Origin of the sequence: Ancylobacter sp. Lp-2, from assembly GCF_020523795.1 — a bacterium.
Lineage (GTDB): Bacteria > Pseudomonadota > Alphaproteobacteria > Rhizobiales > Xanthobacteraceae > Ancylobacter.
Window position 1 is genome coordinate 517777 of the sequence record NZ_JAJALI010000003.1, and the last position, 17435, is coordinate 535211.

Annotated in this window: 17 protein-coding genes and 1 pseudogene; 8 read left to right on the forward strand and 10 right to left on the reverse strand. The window is 69.0% G+C overall.

Annotation, left to right across the window (positions count from 1 at the left end; genetic code table 11):
- Positions 1-69 precede the first annotated feature (69 nt).
- From LGR54_RS10745 to LGR54_RS25730, 4 genes and pseudogenes are all read left to right on the forward strand, one after another.
- A complete protein-coding gene (locus tag LGR54_RS10745; RefSeq protein ID WP_230361948.1) occupies positions 70-933 on the forward strand; it encodes a DMT family transporter in 864 nt (287 codons plus the stop codon).
- A gap of 144 nt (positions 934-1077) precedes the next feature.
- Positions 1078-2163 carry an alpha/beta fold hydrolase gene (locus LGR54_RS10750; RefSeq protein ID WP_230361949.1) on the forward strand — a complete coding sequence of 362 codons (1086 nt, stop codon included), beginning with the start codon at positions 1078-1080 and terminating at the stop codon, positions 2161-2163.
- A gap of 100 nt (positions 2164-2263) precedes the next feature.
- Positions 2264-2740 carry a cytochrome P460 family protein gene (locus LGR54_RS10755; protein WP_230361950.1) on the forward strand — a complete coding sequence of 159 codons (477 nt, stop codon included), beginning with the start codon at positions 2264-2266 and terminating at the stop codon, positions 2738-2740.
- Positions 2741-2818: 78 nt separating this feature from the next.
- Positions 2819-3127 (forward strand): annotated as a pseudogene (locus LGR54_RS25730) (DUF4405 domain-containing protein); the annotation flags it as partial.
- 286 nt (positions 3128-3413) lie between these two features.
- Here LGR54_RS25730 and LGR54_RS10765 read toward each other — a convergent pair.
- Positions 3414-4307 (reverse strand): LysR family transcriptional regulator, encoded by an 894-nt coding sequence (locus LGR54_RS10765; protein WP_230361951.1) that lies wholly within the window; start codon positions 4305-4307, stop codon positions 3414-3416.
- 104 nt (positions 4308-4411) lie between these two features.
- Here LGR54_RS10765 and LGR54_RS10770 point away from each other — a divergent pair, with 104 nt between their 5' ends.
- The 4 genes from LGR54_RS10770 to LGR54_RS10785 all read left to right on the forward strand — a co-directional run bounded on the left by LGR54_RS10770 (position 4412) and on the right by LGR54_RS10785 (position 8020).
- On the forward strand, positions 4412-4801 hold the full coding sequence (locus LGR54_RS10770; RefSeq protein WP_230361952.1) for a cupin domain-containing protein: 390 nt from the start codon (positions 4412-4414) through the stop codon (positions 4799-4801).
- A gap of 84 nt (positions 4802-4885) precedes the next feature.
- Positions 4886-5953: an NAD(P)-dependent alcohol dehydrogenase gene (locus LGR54_RS10775; protein ID WP_230361953.1), complete on the forward strand. Its 1068-nt coding sequence runs from the start codon at positions 4886-4888 to the stop codon at positions 5951-5953.
- A 62-nt stretch (positions 5954-6015) separates the two neighbouring features.
- The gene (locus LGR54_RS10780) at positions 6016-6714 is read left to right on the forward strand and encodes a dihydrofolate reductase family protein (RefSeq protein ID WP_230361954.1); all 699 of its coding nucleotides are present in this window, start codon (positions 6016-6018) and stop codon (positions 6712-6714) included.
- A gap of 40 nt (positions 6715-6754) precedes the next feature.
- On the forward strand, positions 6755-8020 hold the full coding sequence (locus tag LGR54_RS10785; protein ID WP_230361955.1) for an NAD(P)/FAD-dependent oxidoreductase: 1266 nt from the start codon (positions 6755-6757) through the stop codon (positions 8018-8020).
- A 12-nt stretch (positions 8021-8032) separates the two neighbouring features.
- Here LGR54_RS10785 and LGR54_RS10790 read toward each other — a convergent pair whose 3' ends face one another.
- The 9 genes from LGR54_RS10790 to LGR54_RS10830 all read right to left on the reverse strand — a co-directional run bounded on the left by LGR54_RS10790 (position 8033) and on the right by LGR54_RS10830 (position 17360).
- Positions 8033-9370: a multidrug effflux MFS transporter gene (locus LGR54_RS10790; protein ID WP_230361956.1), complete on the reverse strand. Its 1338-nt coding sequence runs from the start codon at positions 9368-9370 to the stop codon at positions 8033-8035.
- 5 nt (positions 9371-9375) lie between these two features.
- Positions 9376-10116, reverse strand: coding sequence for an SDR family oxidoreductase (locus LGR54_RS10795; protein ID WP_230361957.1), 741 nt, complete (start codon positions 10114-10116; stop codon positions 9376-9378).
- A 60-nt stretch (positions 10117-10176) separates the two neighbouring features.
- The gene (locus LGR54_RS10800; protein WP_230361958.1) at positions 10177-10773 is read right to left on the reverse strand and encodes a flavodoxin; all 597 of its coding nucleotides are present in this window, start codon (positions 10771-10773) and stop codon (positions 10177-10179) included.
- An 18-nt stretch (positions 10774-10791) separates the two neighbouring features.
- The gene (locus LGR54_RS10805; protein ID WP_230361959.1) at positions 10792-11781 is read right to left on the reverse strand and encodes an aldo/keto reductase; all 990 of its coding nucleotides are present in this window, start codon (positions 11779-11781) and stop codon (positions 10792-10794) included.
- A 171-nt stretch (positions 11782-11952) separates the two neighbouring features.
- Positions 11953-12591: a dihydroxyacetone kinase family protein gene (locus LGR54_RS10810; RefSeq protein ID WP_230361960.1), complete on the reverse strand. Its 639-nt coding sequence runs from the start codon at positions 12589-12591 to the stop codon at positions 11953-11955.
- A gap of 11 nt (positions 12592-12602) precedes the next feature.
- Positions 12603-13604: a dihydroxyacetone kinase subunit DhaK gene (locus tag LGR54_RS10815; protein WP_230361961.1), complete on the reverse strand. Its 1002-nt coding sequence runs from the start codon at positions 13602-13604 to the stop codon at positions 12603-12605.
- Between the two features lie 68 nt (positions 13605-13672).
- Positions 13673-14704: an ABC transporter permease gene (locus tag LGR54_RS10820; RefSeq protein ID WP_230361962.1), complete on the reverse strand. Its 1032-nt coding sequence runs from the start codon at positions 14702-14704 to the stop codon at positions 13673-13675.
- Positions 14701-16284, reverse strand: a complete 1584-nt coding sequence (locus LGR54_RS10825; RefSeq protein WP_230361963.1) for a sugar ABC transporter ATP-binding protein — start codon at positions 16282-16284, stop codon at positions 14701-14703. Before LGR54_RS10825 ends, LGR54_RS10820 begins: the two co-directional genes overlap by 4 nt.
- Before the next feature lie 104 nt (positions 16285-16388).
- Positions 16389-17360, reverse strand: coding sequence for a substrate-binding domain-containing protein (locus LGR54_RS10830; protein WP_230362092.1), 972 nt, complete (start codon positions 17358-17360; stop codon positions 16389-16391).
- Positions 17361-17435: the final 75 nt, after the last annotated feature.

Consider the following 17435-nt stretch of genomic DNA (forward strand, 5'->3'; position numbering starts at 1 on the left):
CAGAGGCTCGGACCGATAGCATCGGAACGCCCGGAAACAGGGCCACGAGGCGAAAGGCGAAAAGGCGACATGGAACGTGCAACGGCCGGATGGCTCAACGGCCTCGTCGGCGTGGTGATCTTCAGCGGCTCACTCCCCGCCACGCGGGTGGCGGTGATGCAGTTCGACCCGGTGTTCCTCACCGTCGCCCGCGCCGCCATCGCCGGCCTGCTGGCACTCGCCCTGCTGCTCGCCTGCGGCGAGCGGCGACCGGCTCTCCGCGACATCGCCTCGCTCGCCGTGGTGGCGCTGGGCGTGGTGCTCGGCTTCCCCTTGCTCACGGCGCTGGCGCTCCAGCACGTCACCTCGGCGCATTCCATCGTCTTCATCGGCCTCCTGCCGCTGGCGACGGCGATCTTCGGCGTGCTGCGCGGCGGCGAGCGGCCCAAGCCCGCCTTCTGGCTGTTCTCGTTGCTCGGCAGCGCGCTGGTCGCCGGCTTCGCGCTGTCGCAGGGGCTCACCGCCTCGCCGACCGGGGATGCGCTGATGCTGGCGGCGATCATCGTCTGCGGGCTCGGCTATGCCGAGGGCGCCCGGCTCGCGCGGACGCTCGGCGGCTGGCAGGTGATCTCGTGGACGCTGGTGCTGTCGCTGCCGCTGATGATCGTGCTGGCCGTCCTCTACATGCCGCCGAGCTTCGCCGGCATCGAGGCCCCTGCGTGGCTCGGCCTCGCCTATGTCTCGCTGTTCAGCATGCTGATCGGCTTCGTGTTCTGGTATCGCGGCCTCGCGCAGGGCGGCATCGCGGCGGTCGGCCAATTGCAGTTGCTGCAGCCCTTCTTCGGCCTCGCGCTGGCGGCAACGCTGCTGCACGAGAAGGTGAGCGGGGCGATGCTGGCGGTGACGGTGGCGGTCATCCTGTGCGTGGCCGGCGCGCGGAAGTTCGCGCGATAGGGGCGCAGCTGGACGGTGGCCGCCACACCATGGCGGCCGGCTATTCATTAATCCGAGCGATAGGCCCTATCTCCGCCGGCCGGCTAATCGGCGCGGACGTCCCGTTCTAACCTAAGGGGAACTCACCGACCGGGAACCTCGGACATGAATGCTTGGACCTCGATCCTCGCGGCGGCGCTGGCCCCCGCCAGCCTGCTGATGGCAACGGAGGCGTGGGCGCAGGCCACTGGCAAGCCGCAGCCGCTGGTCATCCAGGAACAGGGCAGCTTCGCGGTCGGCGGCACGGTGTCGACGGCGCCCGGCCGCTTCGATCCCCGCAAGCCGATGGGTCCCGCCGGGCAGAGCTTCCACGGCGACCATGCCTATGTCTTCTACCAGATCCCGGTCGAGCCGCGGAAATACCCGCTCGTGATGTGGCACGGCTTCGGCCAGTTCTCGAAGACCTGGGAGAGCACGCCGGACGGCCGGGAGGGGTTCCAGACCCTGTTCCTGCGGCGGAACTTCGCCACCTATCTGATCGACCAGCCGCGGCGCGGCAATGCCGGGCGCAGCACGGTCGAGACCACCGTCAAGCCGGTGCCGGACGAACAGTTCTGGTTCGGCCAGTTCCGCGTCGGCGTCTGGCCGGACTATTTCGACGGCGTGCAGTTTTCCCGCGACCCGCGGGCGCTCGACCAGTATTTCCGGGCGATGACGCCCGATACCGGGCCGTTCGACATCGGCGTGATGTCCAGCGCTGTCTCCGCGCTATTCGACCGCATCGGCCCGGCCGTGCTGGTCACCCATTCGCATAGCGGTGGCCTCGGCTGGGTCACCGCCATGCGGAACGCCAACGTCAAGGCCATCGTCGCCTTCGAGCCGGGCAGCAATTTCGTCTTCCCGGAGGGCGAGGTGCCCGCCGACATCCCCAACGCCTTCGACACGCTGAAGGGCGTGCCGGTGCCGATGGACCAGTTCATGGCGCTGACCCGCATCCCCATCGTCATCTTCTACGGCGACAACATCCCGGAGACCGCGACCGACATTCCCACCCAGGACGCCTGGCGGGCGCGGCTCGCCATGGCGCGGCTCTGGCGCGACGCGGTGAACCGGCACGGCGGCGACGCGACGCTGGTCCACCTGCCGGAGATCGGCATTCGCGGCAACACGCACTTTCCGTTCTCGGACCTCAACAATGTCGAGATCGCCGACCAGGTGTCGGCCTTCCTCGCGGCCAAGAAGCTCGACTGATCGATGTTCCCCGAGCCGGCCGGGGCACGGCCTCGACGCCCGGCTTCCTCCGGCGCGGGCGCCCGCCCCGCCCCCTGCCCCTCCTGTCGGGAACCGCCCCATGAACAGACGGACCTCGTTCCTGTCGCTGGCCACCGCCCTCGCGCTGCTGGCGGGCTGGCAGGTGCACGCGGAAACCACGCGCGTAACCTTTCCCGAGGATCTCGCCCAGCTGGTCCACTACACCACGGTGCGGCGCGGCAACGTGACCGAGCACATCATGACCACGCCGGCGGCGCTCGACGCGGTGAAGAACGGAAGAACCGTACCGGAGGGCACGCATTTCGTGCTGGTCGACTACCGCGACGGCCAGCTCTACCGCTATTTCGTCATGCAGAAGGGAGCGGGATGGGGCGCCGACTATGACGAGCGCCGCCGCACCGGCGACTGGCAGTTCCAATGGTTCTGGGCCGACCGGACCATCAACATGAACGAGAACACCGCCCGCTGCCAATCCTGCCACCGGAGCCAGTCGGGCTCGGAATATCTCTTCACCGCCAGCCGGATTCCCGACTTCGACGGCTCCCCGGTCGATTGAGACGCCGGCGTGCCCCCTGCCCTCCTCCTGTTCCGGCTGGCGCTCGATCTCCTCGCCGGTGGCCTGCTGCTGCTCGCTATGGCCTATTGGTGGCTCGGCAACGCGGTCCACGAGCTCGCCGGCACCGCCCTGTTCGTGCTGGTCGGCGCGCATAACCTCTTCAACCGCCGCCGCTACCGCCCGCTCCTCGCGGCGCGCAAGCACGCGCGCGGCCGGCTCGACCTCGCCGTGCTGCTTCTGCTGGCGGTGGCGATGCTGGGGCTTCTCGGCACCAGTGTGCCGATCTCGGAAACCCTGTCCGGCCTTGTACCCGGCGGCGGTTACACCGCCCGGCAGATCCACGTGCTGGCCGGCTATTGGGTGCTGGTCGCCGTTGCGCTCCATCTCGGCCTGCGCTGGCCGCAGTTCATGGAAACGGCACGCGCTCTGTTCGGACTGGAACAGCCCAATGCGGCGCGCACCCTGGCGCTCCGGCTGCTCGCCGCGGCCATCGCCCTCCACGGCGTGTGGAGTTCCTTCGTGCTCGGCATCGGCGCCCGCCTTTCCCTGCAAACCACGCTGGACTGGTGGAACTTCGAGGAATCGGCGGCCGGCTTCTTCGTCCATGCCCTTGCGGTCGCCGGGCTCTATGGCGTGCTGAGCTACTACGCCGCCGGCTGGCTGCGGCGGCGCGCTAGCCGCGATAGCGCAGAGCGTCGACCAGCAGCGAGAAGGCGGCCGAGGGCTGCCGGCGGCTTGGATAATACAGGTGATAGCCGGGAAACGGCGGGCACCAGTCCTCCAGCACCTGGACCAGCCGCCCTTGCTCGAGATAGCCGGTCACCCGGTCCTCCATGACGAAGGCGAGGCCGAAGCCGTCGAGCGCCGCCTGCGTCACCATGTGCGTGTGGTTGAAGGCGAGCTGCCCCTCGACGCGGACCCGCACTTCCCGCCCGTCCTTCTCCAGCTCCCAGGGATAGAGCCCGCCCGAGCTGAGCATGCGCAGATTGATGCAGGAATGCGCCGCGAGGTCCTGCGGCACGAGGGGAACCGGCCGCTTCTCGAAATAGGCGGGCGCGCCGACCACGATCATCCGCACATCCGGCCCGATGCGCACCGCGATCATGTCCTTGGCGAGCGCCTCGCCCAGCCGCACGCCGGCGTCGAAGCGCTCGGCCACGATGTCGGTCAGGCTGGAATCGATGCTGAGTTCGACATGGATGTCGGGATAATCCGGCAAGAGCCGCTTGAGCGCCGGCCACAGCACGGTGATGGCGGCATGCTCGGCGGTGGTGATGCGGATGGTGCCGGCCGGCTTCTCGCGCAATTCGCTGAGCGAGGTCAGCTGCGCGCCGATCTCGTCGAAAGCCGGCCGCAAGGTCGCCAGCAGGCGCTCGCCGGCGTCGGTGGCCGCGACGCTGCGCGTGGTACGGGTCAGCAGGCGGACGCCCAGCCGGGCCTCCAGGCGCCGGATCGTATGGCTGAGGGCGGATTGCGAGGTGCCGAGCTTGGCGGCGGCGCGGGTGAAGCTTCGCTCCTCGGCCACCACCAGGAAGGCATTCAGGTCGACAAGGTCATCACGCTGCATTCATGAATTTTGGACATGGCTTCATGCGATTTACAATCACTAGTTCACCAAAATCAGGGTGATAAACAGGACGTGAAACCTCCGTCCCAATTTGGAGCATCCTCATGGAGATCAAGCGCGCCGGCTCGCAACCCTCCCGGCGAGGGCCGGAGGAGTACTTCACCGGAACCGTCCGCATCGACTCCCCCTTCGCCGGCAGCGGCGGGCTGAGCGGCGCCACCGTCACCTTCGAGCCGGGGGCCCGCACCGCCTGGCACACGCATCCGCTCGGGCAGACGATACTCGTCGTCTCCGGCTATGGCCGGGCGCAGCACGAGGGCGGGCCGGTGGAAGAGATACGGCCCGGCGACATCGTCTGGTTTCCGCCCGGCGAGAAGCACTGGCACGGCGCCGCGCCGGACACCGCGATGACCCACCTCGCCATCGCCGAGGCGCAGGACGGCAAGGTGGTCGACTGGCTGGAGAAGGTCAGCGACACCGACTACGCCGGCTGAGCGCCGGCGCCGATGACGACCTGACGGCAGGGCCGGCCGCGCCGCCGGCCCGCCAATCCTCACGACCGATAAGGGGACCTCACCATGAAGACCATCGGCTATGCGGCACAGGCCGCGGACGCGCCCCTGGCGCCCTTCGATTTCGAGCGTCGCGAGTTGCGCGTCAACGATGTCGCCATGGAGGTGCTGTATTGCGGCGTCTGCCATTCCGACCTGCATCAGGCGCGCAACGACTGGGGCTGGAGCCAGTACCCGATGGTGCCCGGCCACGAGATCGTCGGCCGTGTCATCGCGGTCGGCGGCGACGTGCAGCGCTACCGGATCGGCGACCATGTCGCGGTCGGCTGCATGGTGGATTCCTGCCAGTCCTGTGACCAGTGCCGCAAGGGGTTGGAGCAGTTCTGCAAGAAGGCCAACGTGCAGACCTATAACGACACCGACCGCTTCTCCTGCGAGCCGACGTCCCGGACCCATGGTGGCTATTCCAAGCATCTCGTGGTGCGCGAGGAGTTCGCGGTGCGGGTGCCGGACGGGCTCGACCTCTCCAAGGCGGCGCCGCTGCTCTGCGCCGGCATCACCACTTATTCTCCGCTGCGCAACTGGAATGTCGGCCCCGGCAGCCGCGTCGGCGTGGTCGGCATTGGCGGGCTCGGCCACATGGCGGTGAAGCTCGCCGCTGCGCTCGGCGCCGACGTCACCGCGATCAGCCGCACCCGTGACAAGGAGGCCGACGCGCTCGCCCTCGGCGCCGACCGGCTGCTGGCCTCCTCCGATGCCGAGGCGATGGCGCAGGCGGCGAACGGCTTCGACCTGATCATCGACACCGTGCCGGTCGAGCACGACATCACCCCCTATCTGCCGCTGCTCGACGTCGACGCCACGCTGGTGCTGGTCGGCCAGGTCGGCCCGCTGCCGCCCTCCACCACCGTGCCGCTGCTGCTCGGCCGGCGCAGCGTCGCCGGCTCCTGCATCGGCGGCATCGCTGAGACGCAGGAGATGCTGGACTTCTGCGCCAAGGCCGGCGTGCTGCCCGATGTCGAGATGATCCGCATCGATCAGATCAACGAAGCCTTCGAGCGGATGGAGCACTCCGATGTGCGCTACAGGTTCGTGATCGATATGGCCTCGCTGCCGGCCCCGGCGGCGGCCTGACCACCCGGACGGCCGCGCTTCCCATGCGGCCGTCCCCTTTTCCCAAGCAGGGGATCCGCACGATGAAACCTCACCTCGTCTGCCACATGATCACCTCGCTGGACGGCCGCCTGCATCCGAGCGGCTGGAGTCGCAGCCCGGACGGCACGCGCGCGGAGTGGTCCGGCATCTATGAACGGCTGCACGAGGCGCTCGACGGCGACGGCTGGATCGTCGGTCGCGTCACCATGGCCGAGATGGCCAAGGGCACGCCGCACCCGCCGGCCGAGACCGGCACGGTGGACCGGCGGCGGCATCTCCCGGTGCCGGGCGCGGCGAGCTACGCCATCGCGCTCGACCGGGGCGGCAAGCTGCATTTCGCCGGCTCCACCCTCGGCGGCGACCCGGTGGTGGTGGTGCTCGGCGGCGACGTGCCCGACAGCCATCTGGCGGAACTGGCGGCCGACGGTATCGGCTATCTGGTGTCCGACGGGGCGGAACTCGACCTCGCCGCCCTGCTGACCGAGATCGGCCGCCAGCTCGGCATCCGCCGCCTGCTGCTGGAAGGCGGCGCCAACGCCAATGGCGCGTTCTTCGCCGCCGGGCTGGTGGACGAGGTCAGCCTGCTGCTTTGCCCCGCCCTGGACGGCCGCACCGGCGTCTCCACCATTGTGGAAGCCGGAGACACCGGCCTTGCCGACAAGGTCGAACTGTCCTTGATATCCTGCGAACCCGCCGGGCACGGTACCCTGCACCTGCGCTACGCCGTCAGGCCGCTCTAGCCGTCACCGCCGCGGGACGGGACACCGGAGGACAGCTGCGATGACCCACGAGGCCGACATCGTCATCCTCGGCGCCGGCGCCGCCGGCACGGGCGCCGCGCGCCGGCTCGCCGGAACCGGCCTGTCGGTTCTCCTGCTGGAGGCGCTGCCGCGACCGGGCGGCCGGGCGTGGACGCACCAGGCCCCGACGCAGGACGCCGGCGGGCTCGCGCTCGATCTCGGCTGTGGCTGGCTGCATTCCGGCGACCGCAACCCGTGGACGCGCATCGCCGAGCAGGCCGGCTTCACGGTCGACCGCTCGCCCGCCGCCTGGGGCCGGCAATATGGCGATCTCGGCATCGCCCCCGAGGATCTCGCCGCCGCGAACCTCGCCTTCGAGGCGTGGAGCGAACGCCTGGCCAATGCCCCGCCCGCCAGCGATTGCGCCGCCGATGCGCTGGTGGCGGAGGATGCGCGCTGGACCGCCTATCTGCAGGCGCTGAGCGGCTACATCAGCGGCGACGAGATGGAGCGCATCTCCGCGCGCGACTACGCCACCTATGACGACGCCTCCACCTACATCAACTGGCGGCTGCCGGCCGGCTACGGCACGCTCGTCACCTCGAGCCTGCCGGCGGAGATTCCCGTCCATCTCGGCACGCCGGTGGAGGCGATCAGGCTGGACGGCGCCGGCGTGGCGCTCGACACGCGCGAGGGCACGCTGCGCTGCCGCGCCGTCCTCGTCACCGTCTCCACCCATGTGCTGGCCGGCGATACGCTGCGCTGGCCCGCCGCGCTCGATCCGTGGCGCGCGGCGGCGGCGCGCCTGCCGCTCGGCCGCGACGAGAAGCTGTTCCTGGAGATCGTCGGCGACAGCCCGTTCGAGCCGGAAACCCACCTGCTGGGCGATCTCAACGACCCGCAAACCGGGACCTATTACATCCGCCCCTTCGGCCAGCCGGTCATCGAGTGCTTCTTCGGCGGCGCCGGCGCCCGCGCGGTGGAGCGGGACGGCACGCCGGCGGCGTTCGCCCGCGCCATCGACACGCTCGCGGGCCTGTTCGGCGCCTCGGTGCGGACCTACCTGCGACCGCTCATCGCCTCCGGCTGGGCGGGCGTGCCGAGCATTGGCGGCGCCTACAGCCATGCGCTGCCCGGTTACGCCGACGCGCGGCGAGAGCTGGCGCGGCCCTTTGACGGACGGGTATTCTTTGCCGGCGAAGCGACCCATCCCACCGATTTCTCCACCGCGCACGGCGCCTATCTGAGCGGCGCACGCGCGGCGGAGGAAGCGCTGGCGGCATTGGCGGCGCTCGCGCCACGATAAGGCGCGGCCTTCTCAGGCCTTGGCGCGCCCGTCCGACAGCAGCCGGCAGCACAGGAGGCTGCCGATGCAGCCGAGCGCGATCACCCAGGTCATCGGCCGGGGCGTGCCGTCGGCGAGCAAGCCGACCAGCGCCGAGCCGATTATGCCGCTGCCATAGTGGATGGCGCCGATCAGCGCCGAGACCGCGCCGGCGCGGCGGGCGGAGCCGCCGAGCGCGCCGGCGATCGAGTTGGCGACGATGAAGCCGGTGGTCGACACGAACAGGAACAGCGGCACGAACAGCCCCCATAGCCCGCCCCAGTCGGCCGAGGCGATGCCGGCCAGCAGCAGGCCCGACGCCGTCGCCGCCACGATGCCGCCGACCAGGATTCGGTCGCTGCCGAGCCGCATCACCAGCCGCGCATTGATCATGTTGGTCGCCATGATGCCGACGATGCCGGCGGCGAACAGCACGCCGTAGAGCCCGGCCGGCACATGGTGATAGGTGATGTAGGCGAAGGGCGTGCCGGCGATATAGGCGAACATCGCGGCATAGAAGAAGCCGCCGGCGCCGGCATAGCCGAGCAGCCGCCGCTCGCGCAGCAGCGCGCCATAGCCACGCAGCGCCCGCCCGAGCGGGGCCGGGTTGCGCTGCGCCGCCGGCAGGGTCTCGGGCAATCGCGCCACCGCGCCGAGCGTGACGAAGCCGACCACGACCAGGAACCAGAAGATCGCGTGCCAGCCGGCAAAGGCAAGGATCTGCCCGCCGAGCAGCGGGCCGATCAGCGGCGCGATCGCCATCACCGTCATCAGCGTCGACATCATCTGCGCCGCGCGCGGTCCCTCATAGAGATCGCGCACCATGGCGCGGCCCAGCACCACGCCGGCGCTGGCACCGACCGCCTGCACCACCCGCCAGCCGATCATGCTCCACGCATCGAAGGACAGCGCGCAGCCGGCCGAGCCGATGATGAACAGCACCAGCCCGATGGCGACCGGCAGCCGGCGGCCGTGGCGGTCGCTGATCGGCCCCCAGAGCAGCTGGCCGAGGCTGAAGCCGATCAGATAGCCGGAGACCGTCAGCTCGATGGTGCCGCTGTCGGCGCCGAGCGCCCGGCCCATCTCCGGCATGGCCGGCAGATAGAGATCGGTGGAGACCGAGGCGAAGCCCATCAGCGCGCTCAGCGTGCCGAGCACGCGCCAGCCATGGCGTGCCGCCTCGGTGCGCGCCGGCGGGCTGGAGCCGACCTCGGCTGCCGCCTCGGTGGCGTCGCCGGGGAAAATGTCCGCCGCCGGCTGGGCTTCCTCGCTCAGGGAGGCATCCGTATCGGAGGCATCGGTGTCGCCCGCTGCCGGTCGGCCTTCGAACATAGGCGTCAAAGCTCCTGGGCCGTGGGCCGGAACAGGATCTCGTTGATGTCGACCTCCTCCGGCTGGCTGATCGCGAACGCGACGATCCGCGCGAAATTCTCCGCCGGAATGGCGACAGCCTCATAGAAATCCTGGATACCCCGGGCGACGTCGGCCTCGGTGATGCTCTGCGGCAGTTCGGACTGCACCGCGCCGGGGGAAATGATGGTGGTGCGGATGTTGTAGGGCTTCACCTCTTGGCGCAACCCCTCCGAAAGCATGCGCACCGCCGCCTTGGTCGCGGCATAGACCGCGCTGCCGGGACGCACCTTGTGGCCGGCGACCGAGGACACGTTGATGATGTGTCCGCTCTTCTGCCGCGTCATGTGCGGCAGGGCGGCGGCGATGCCGTAGAGCACGCCCTTGAGGTTGACGTCGATCATCCGGTCCCAGTCGGCGATCTTGCCGCGCTCCAGCGGCGAGTGCGGCATGAGGCCGGCATTGTTGAGGATGACGTCGATGCGCCCATGCGCGGCGACCGCCGCGTCGACGAGGCGCTTCACCTGTTCGGCGTCGGTGACGTCGGTCTCGACGGCGGCCGCCGCCGGCAGCCCCAGCTCTCCGGCCAGCGCCTGCAGCCGGTCGAGCCGCCGCGCGCCCAGCACCAGCTTGGCCCCTTCCGAGGCCAGATGGCGGGCGGTCGCCTCGCCGAGGCCGCTGCTGGCGCCGGTGATGACGACCACCTTGCCGTGAATAGAGTTGCTCATTTCAAGCTCCATGATGTTGTCGCCGAACAGGCTATCGCAGAACGCCTCATCGCCGGCCGGTCATCGGTCGATGGCGAGCCCGCCCATCCAGCTTGTGACCTGCGCCAGCGTTTCGCGCTCCTGATCCTGCCGCAGCGTGAAAGCGTCGAGAAGCCGCGCGCCGGGCGCGTGCTCGGCCACCACCTGCACGCTGCTGCCCGGTCCGTAGCCGCCATGGGTGATGAACGGCACCAGCGTCTTGCCGGAAAGGTCGTGGGCGGCGAGGAAGGAACGCACCGCCGCCGGCGCGGTGGTGCCCCAGATCGGAAAGCCGAGGAACACGACGTCATAGGCGTCGAGGCTCGGCAGCGTCGCCGCGAGCGGCGGCCGGTAGCCGGCCTGCCGCTCCCGCTCCGCCTGCCGCACCGTGGCCTCGTAGTCGTCGGGATAGGGCTCGGCGGTGCGGATCTCGAACAGCGCCGCGCCATAGGCAAGCTGGATCTGCCGGGCGACTACCCGCGTATTGCCGGTCCGCGAGTAATAGGCGACCAGCACGCGACCGCCGCCTGCCGCCGGGATGGCGGCGTGCGCGTGGTTGCGGCCGGCCTCGGCCGTCAATGACAGCAGCAGCGCGGCGGTCAACGCGCCGCGCCGCGAGAAGGCATCCTTGTCCGCCATCGGCCGGACCTCTGTGCGTCAGCGGCCGACGGTCGCCATCAGATGCGCGGGATAGCGCTCGCCCTCGACATCGATGGCGGCCAGCGCCTGGCGGATCTCGGCGGTATCAGCCGCGGTCAGCTCCACCGCGGCGCCGCCGAGGTTTTCCTCCAGCCGGTGCAGCTTGGTGGTGCCGGGGATTGGCACGATCCACGGCTTCTGCGCCAGCAGCCAGGCGAGCGCGATCTGCGCCGGCGTCGCCTGCTTGTCGGCGGCGATGCGCTTCAGGAGATCGATCAGCGCCTGGTTCTTCTCCATCGCCTCGGGGGTGAAGCGCGGCAGCAGGGCGCGGAAATCGCCCTCGCCGAGCTTGGTGTCCTTCCCCATCGCGCCGGTGAGGAAGCCCTTGCCGAGCGGGCTATAGGCGACGAGGCCGATGCCGAGTTCCTCGCAGGCGTCGAGAATGCCGTTGGTCTCCGGCCCGCGCGTCCACAGCGAGTACTCGTTCTGCAGCGTGGTGACCTTCTGCACCGCGTGGGCGCGACGCACCGTCTGCGCGCCGGGCTCGGACAGGCCGAAATGCTTCACCTTGCCGGCGGCGATGAGGTCCTTGACCGCGCCGGCCACGTCCTCGATTGGCACTTCGGGGTCGACGCGGTGCTGGTAGAACAGGTCGATCACCTCGATGCCGAGCCGCTTCAGCGAGGCGTCGGCCACCTGCTTGATATGCTCCGGCCGGCTGTTCAGCCCGGCCTGCTTGCCGTCGACAATGTTGAAGCCGAACTTGGTGGCGATCACCACCTGGTCGCGCAGCGGCCGCAGTGCCTCGCCGACCATCTCCTCATTGGTGAACGGGCCGTAGACCTCGGCGGTGTCGAACAGCGTGACGCCGCGCTCCGCCGCCTGGCGGATCAGCGTGACGCCTTCCGCCTTGGTCACCTTGGTGGCATAGCCGAAATCGAGGCCCATGCAGCCAAAGCCGAGGGCCGAGACGGTCAGCCCGCTTTTTCCGAGTTCACGTGTTTGCATCGCTCATCCTCCAGCACGCGCGGATGATCCGCGGCTGTGGTTCGATGCAAAGATAGGCCGGGGCGGGGCAAGCGATTAGCCGCAATAAATCGCATGCAGTCATATCCAGGAATCATAAATCCGGGCGGAGGCAATCCCCCCGCCCGGCGATCCCTGCTTTCAAGCCCCCGCTCAGCCGGCGACGTAGCCGCTCATCGCCTTGACGAGGAACACGCCGACGGTGGCGCCGGCATCCTGCAGGCCCACCGTCTGCTCCTGGAAGACGGCCGCCTTGCCGTGCTGCGCCTTCATGGTCTTGGTGCGCTCCAGCGCCGCCTCGGCCTCATCCGCCGCCGCCGCCATCGCCGGGGCGAGCGCCGCGCCGCTGGCAGCCTGCGCCTCCAGCACCCCGGCGACCGGATCGAGCACGTCGAGGATGGTCTTGTCGCCGAGCTTCGCCTTGCCGCGCTCGGCGATGCCGGTGGCATAGGCGCGCCAGAAGGCAGCCGCCTCGGCGGTGCCGATGGCGTCCTTGCCCTCCAGCGCCTTGGCGCCGCGCAGGAAGCCGGTGGCGGTGAGCGTGCCCATGGTGGAGGGCGCGGTCTTCGCCATGATGGCGCCGGCCGAGCGCAGCAGCTTGGTCAGCCCCGCCGCCGCGCCCTCGGCCGCCACCGTGTCGTAGGCGGCGGCGAAGGACTTCGACATGGTGATGCCGAGATCGCTGTCGCCGACCTTGCCGTCGAGCGCGATCAGGAAGTCGCGCTCGGCGGCGAACAGGTCGCGCCAGCTCTGGAACAGGCCGATCAGTTCGTCGGCACGGATCGCATCCATTCTCGCGCTCCTCAGGCCGTGTAGTGGGCGAAGAACGGCGTGTTCACCGGCGCCGCAACCAGAGGGTCGAGCTCGGCGTCGAGCTTCAGCACCGAGATCGAGGCGCCCGCCATCTCCATGGCGGTGGCGAACTCGCCGATCCAGACGTACTTCACCTTGGAGCCCCTCGCCTCGAACAGCTGCGAGACGCGGCGGAACAGGATGTAGAGCTCTTCCTTCGGCGTGCCGCCGAGGCCGTTGACCAGCACAGCAAACTCGTCGCCCTTGCCGGCCGGCAGCTCGGCGAACACCCGCTCCATCATCTCGTCGACGACGGCGTCGGCCGGGGCGAGCTTCTTGCGGCTGATGCCGGGCTCCCCATGGATGCCCATGCCGATCTCCATCTCGTCCTCGCCGACCGAGAAGGTAGCGTGGCCGATTTCCGGCACCACGCAGCTCGACAGCGCGACGCCGATGGTGCGCACATTGGCCCGCGCCTTGTCGGCGAGGCGGGTCACCTCGTCGAGCGACAGCCCGTTCGCCGCCGCCGCGCCGGCCGCCTTGTAGACGAAGAAGATGCCGGCGACGCCTCGACGCTTGTGCTCCTCGCCGACCACGGAAGAGGCGATGTCGTCATTGCCGATCACCTGCTTCACCGTGATGCCGTCAATGTCGGCGAGCTCGGCGGCCATGTCGAAATTGATGATGTCGCCGGTGTAGTTACCGTAGATGTAGAGAACGCCGGCGCCCTGGTCGATGTACTTGGTCACTTCGTGCATCTGGTCGGCGCTCGGCGACTGGAACACGCCGCCCACCGCGCAGCCGTCCAGCATGTTGTCGCCGACATAGCCGAGGAACAGCGGCAGGTGCCCCGAGCCGCCGCCGGTGGCGATGCCGACCTTGCCGGCCTTGGGCTTGGCGACGACGAGGCAGCGCTTGTCGTCGTTGACATAGGTCACCTGGGGATGAGCCCGGTAGATGCCCTCGAGCATCTCGTCGACGAAGTCAGCCGGATCGTTGAGAAACTTCTTCATCTCGGTCCTCTTGGGCTCGAAGCTTTGGCGTGTCGGTGAAGCGCGCCTTGGACGCGCGTCTTCGGGAGTCAGTTCTTCTTCTGGCAGAACACGAAGAAGGCGGCGGCGAGCAGGATGAAGCCGCCGACCACGACGCGCTGCCAGGTGGAGGGAATGCCGACCATCACCAGCACGCTGTTCACCACCACCACCAGCAGCACGCCGAGCAGCGTGCCGATCACGGTGCCGGTGCCGCCGGTGATGCGGGCACCGCCGAGCACCACGGCGGCGATGACGTTGATCTCGGTGCCGACGAGGTCGAACGGGTTCGACTGCCGGTTGGCGGCGGTGTGGATGATGCCGGCAAGGCCGGCGAGCGCGCCGGCATAGGCGAACATGAAGATGTGGATGGTGCGCAGGCTGTAGCCGAGCCGCTCCGCCACATTGGCGTTGCCGCCGATGGCGAAGATGGCGCGCCCCATCAGCGTGCGGTTCAGCATCCACCAGGTCACCAGCGCCGCCGCCGGCAGCACCAGGAAGTAGAACGGCAGGGTGATGGTGCGCCCATCCGCCGATTCGAACTGGAACAGCGGCAGCCGGCCGAAGGCGCCCATGGTGGGGGGCAGCGACATGATCCATACCGTGCCGATGAAGGCCAGCAGTATGCCGCGGAACAGATACTGCGTGCCGATGGTCACGATCAGCGACGGCACCTTGAGGTAATGCACCAGAAGCCCGTTGACGACGCCGAGCAGCGCCCCGCCGGCCGTCGCCGCCACCAGCACCAGCGCGATCGGCGCGTCCGGCCAGTGGTTCTTCACCAGCAGCGTCATCGAATACATGGTGAAGGCGGCGATGGCGGTGAACGACACATCGATGCCGCCGGCCGCCAGGATGATGAACACGCCGAGCGCGAACAGCCCCATCACCACGCTGGCGCGGCCGATATCGACCAGCGAGGATGGCTGGAGGAAGGCCGGGTTGATGATCGACACCGCCACGCAGATCGCCACCAGCAGCGCCAGCGTGATGAGCTCCGGGCGCCGGCGCACCAGCGCCAGCAGCGAATTGGGCCTGGCGACCGGCACGGCGGCGCTCTCGGTGAGATGCGTGGCGCTCATCGAGCGGTCTCCGTGTTCACGGCGGGTTTGGAGACCAGCATGGCCTTGTACAGCTGGTCCTCGTCCGTCTCGCGGGCGTCGTATTCGGCGACGACGCGGCCATTGTTCATTACCAGGATGCGATCGCAGTTCTGCAGCAGCTCCGGCAGGTCGTCGCTGACGATGACGAGGCCCATGCCGGCCTCGGCGAGCTGCTGGATGACGCGGTAGATCGTGTCCTTGGAGCCGACATCGACGCCCACCGTCGGGCCGTGCAGCACCAGGAGCTTGGGCAGGATCGACAGCCAGCGGCCGATCAGCACCCGCTGCTGGTTGCCGCCGGACAGCGCGCCGACCGGCAGGTCGAGATTGCGGGTGTTCAGCCGCATGTCCTGCGACAGCTTGTCGGCGAGCGCGCGGCCCTTGGCCTTGTCGACGACACCGAAGCCGTTGGCGAGGTCGCGCACCACCAGGGCGATCTCGTTCTCGAAGATCGACTTGTCGAGGAACAGCCCTTCAGCCAGCCGGTCCTCCGGCACATAGCCGATGCCGAGCCGGATCGCCCCGGAGGGATGGCGGACCTTCTCCACCTTGCCGTCGATGCGGACGCTGCCGCCCGTCGCCGGCATCACCCCGGCGATCGCCATGGCGAGTTCGTTGCGGCCGGAATCGGCGAGGCCGGTAATGCCGAGGATCTCGCCCTTGCGGACGGAGAAGCTGACGTCGCGTACATTGGGCGGCAGCGACAGGCCATTGGCGGCGAAGAGTTCGCCGTCCATCGGCGCGCCGGTGCGGTAGCGCTCGGCGTCGATCCGGCGGCCGGTCATCAGCTCGGCGAGCCGCTGCTTGGTGTAGTTGGCGAGCGGGCCCTGCTCGACGCACTGGCCGTCGCGGAACACGATGGCATGGCCGCCGATGCGGTAGCACTCGTCGAGCTTGTGGGTGACGAACAGCACCGCCACGCCTTCCGAGCGCAGCCGCTCCACCACATTGATGAGGTTGTCGACCTCGCGGCGGGTCAGCGAGGTGGTCGGCTCGTCCATGATCACCATCTTCGCCTTGGTGGCGATGGCGCGGGCGATGGCGACCAGCTGGCGCTGCGCCAGCGGCAGGTCGGAGACGATGGTGCCGAGGAAGCCGCGGTCGCTCGGCAGGCCGACGGTCGCGAGCGCCGCCGCGGCGGTCTCGCGCAGGCGGGTGCGGTCGAACAGCCGCGCCAGCCGGCCGCCGCTGGCGACCAGTTGCTCGTTGAGCGCGACGTTCTCCGCCACCGTGAGGTTCGGCAGCAGCGAGAGGTCCTGATAGACGGTCTCGATCCCGGCGCTCAGCGACTGGATGGCGGTCAGCGAGTGGTAGACCTTGCCTTCGAGGACGATCTCGCCCTCGTCCGGGGCGTGGGCGCCGGACATGATCTTGATGACGGTGCTCTTGCCACAGCCATTCTCGCCGAGCAGGTGATAGGCCTCGCCCGGCTCGATGGTGAAGCCGACGCCGCGCAGCGCGTGCACGCCGCCGAAGCGCTTATGGATGCCGCGCAGTTCGAGGAACGCATCCACCTTGGAGGCGGCGTCCGGCCGGGGCAGTGCTGAAACATGGGACACGGGCGATCCCCTTCACCGATTGGCGGGCGTGGCGCGAAACTGCGCGTTCGGGAGATCCCGGAGGCGGACGGACCGCCTCCGGGCATCCAGGGTCGGACAACCGATCAGAAGAGGAACTCTTTGTAGTTCTTCTTGTCGGCGATCACCATGCCGTTGCCGATGATCAGCAGGCCTTCGCCCGGGCCCTTGGTGACCTTCACCTTCTCGTAGCCGGGCACGCCGAGATTGGCGCCGTCCTCGACCTTCTGCTTGGCGATCAGCTTCTTGGCGACGGCGTTCATCGCCATGCCGGCCTTCTGCGGATCCCAGAAGCCGATGGCGGTGATGGCGCCGGACTCCAAGAGGTCCTGCGAGGGGTTCGGCAGGCCGGTGCCGACCAGGCACACCTTGCCGGAGAGGCCGGCCTCGTCGATGGCGCGGCCGACGCCGAGCACGTCATTGCCGGCCGAGGTCTGGAAGCCCTTGATGTCCGGGTGCTTGCGCAGGATTTCCTTGGCCTTCTCATAGGTGCCGTTGGCGTCGTCGAACGACTCGTTGTTCGGGTCGACCAGCGTCATCTCGGGATGCTTCTTGGCGTTCTCCTCGCCAGCACCGACCCACTGCATGTGGGTGCGGCTGCCCAGCGAGCCGACGAAGGTGGTCCACTTGCCCTTGCCGCCCATGCACTCGGCGAGGCGTGCGTTCAGCGCGCGGCCGTAATCGGCGTTGTCGAACGCCTCGACGTCGGCGTGGGTGTTCTTCTGGTTGTCGGCCTCGTGGGTCACCACGATGATGCCGCGATCCATGGCGCGCTTCAGCGTGCCTTCCAGCACGGACGGGTCCATCGGCACCACGGCGAGGCCGTTCACGCCCTTGGCGATGAGATCGGTGACGATCTGCAGCTGCTGCGCGGCGTCGGCGGTGGCGGGGCCGTACTGGGTGGCGACGACGTCCGGATTGTCCTTCTGGAACTGCTTGACGCCGGTCTCCATGCGGTCGAACCACGGAATACCGCTGATCTTCACCACGGTGGCGATGACCGGCTTGCCCTGGGCCATCAGCGCGCCGGCCGAGCCGGCGACGAGGGCTACCGCCATCGCCGAGCCGAGCAGGATCTTCTTCGAAAGCAGGGTTTTCTTCGAACGAGCGCCCACAGTTTCCTCCACTGTTGT

What these genes read in the sequence shown, in the direction of transcription:
- LGR54_RS10745 (WP_230361948.1), top strand. Translation starts at nt 70, where the DNA reads ATGGAACGTGCAACGGCCGGATGGCTCAACGGCCTCGTCGGCGTGGTG.
- LGR54_RS10750 (WP_230361949.1), top strand. Translation starts at nt 1,078, where the DNA reads ATGAATGCTTGGACCTCGATCCTCGCGGCGGCGCTGGCCCCCGCCAGC.
- LGR54_RS10755 (WP_230361950.1), top strand. Translation starts at nt 2,264, where the DNA reads ATGAACAGACGGACCTCGTTCCTGTCGCTGGCCACCGCCCTCGCGCTG.
- LGR54_RS10765 (WP_230361951.1), bottom strand. Translation starts at nt 4,307, where the DNA reads ATGCAGCGTGATGACCTTGTCGACCTGAATGCCTTCCTGGTGGTGGCC.
- LGR54_RS10770 (WP_230361952.1), top strand. Translation starts at nt 4,412, where the DNA reads ATGGAGATCAAGCGCGCCGGCTCGCAACCCTCCCGGCGAGGGCCGGAG.
- LGR54_RS10775 (WP_230361953.1), top strand. Translation starts at nt 4,886, where the DNA reads ATGAAGACCATCGGCTATGCGGCACAGGCCGCGGACGCGCCCCTGGCG.
- LGR54_RS10780 (WP_230361954.1), top strand. Translation starts at nt 6,016, where the DNA reads ATGAAACCTCACCTCGTCTGCCACATGATCACCTCGCTGGACGGCCGC.
- LGR54_RS10785 (WP_230361955.1), top strand. Translation starts at nt 6,755, where the DNA reads ATGACCCACGAGGCCGACATCGTCATCCTCGGCGCCGGCGCCGCCGGC.
- LGR54_RS10790 (WP_230361956.1), bottom strand. Translation starts at nt 9,370, where the DNA reads ATGTTCGAAGGCCGACCGGCAGCGGGCGACACCGATGCCTCCGATACG.
- LGR54_RS10795 (WP_230361957.1), bottom strand. Translation starts at nt 10,116, where the DNA reads ATGAGCAACTCTATTCACGGCAAGGTGGTCGTCATCACCGGCGCCAGC.
- LGR54_RS10800 (WP_230361958.1), bottom strand. Translation starts at nt 10,773, where the DNA reads ATGGCGGACAAGGATGCCTTCTCGCGGCGCGGCGCGTTGACCGCCGCG.
- LGR54_RS10805 (WP_230361959.1), bottom strand. Translation starts at nt 11,781, where the DNA reads ATGCAAACACGTGAACTCGGAAAAAGCGGGCTGACCGTCTCGGCCCTC.
- LGR54_RS10810 (WP_230361960.1), bottom strand. Translation starts at nt 12,591, where the DNA reads ATGGATGCGATCCGTGCCGACGAACTGATCGGCCTGTTCCAGAGCTGG.
- LGR54_RS10815 (WP_230361961.1), bottom strand. Translation starts at nt 13,604, where the DNA reads ATGAAGAAGTTTCTCAACGATCCGGCTGACTTCGTCGACGAGATGCTC.
- LGR54_RS10820 (WP_230361962.1), bottom strand. Translation starts at nt 14,704, where the DNA reads ATGAGCGCCACGCATCTCACCGAGAGCGCCGCCGTGCCGGTCGCCAGG.
- LGR54_RS10830 (WP_230362092.1), bottom strand. Translation starts at nt 17,360, where the DNA reads ATGGCGGTAGCCCTCGTCGCCGGCTCGGCCGGCGCGCTGATGGCCCAG.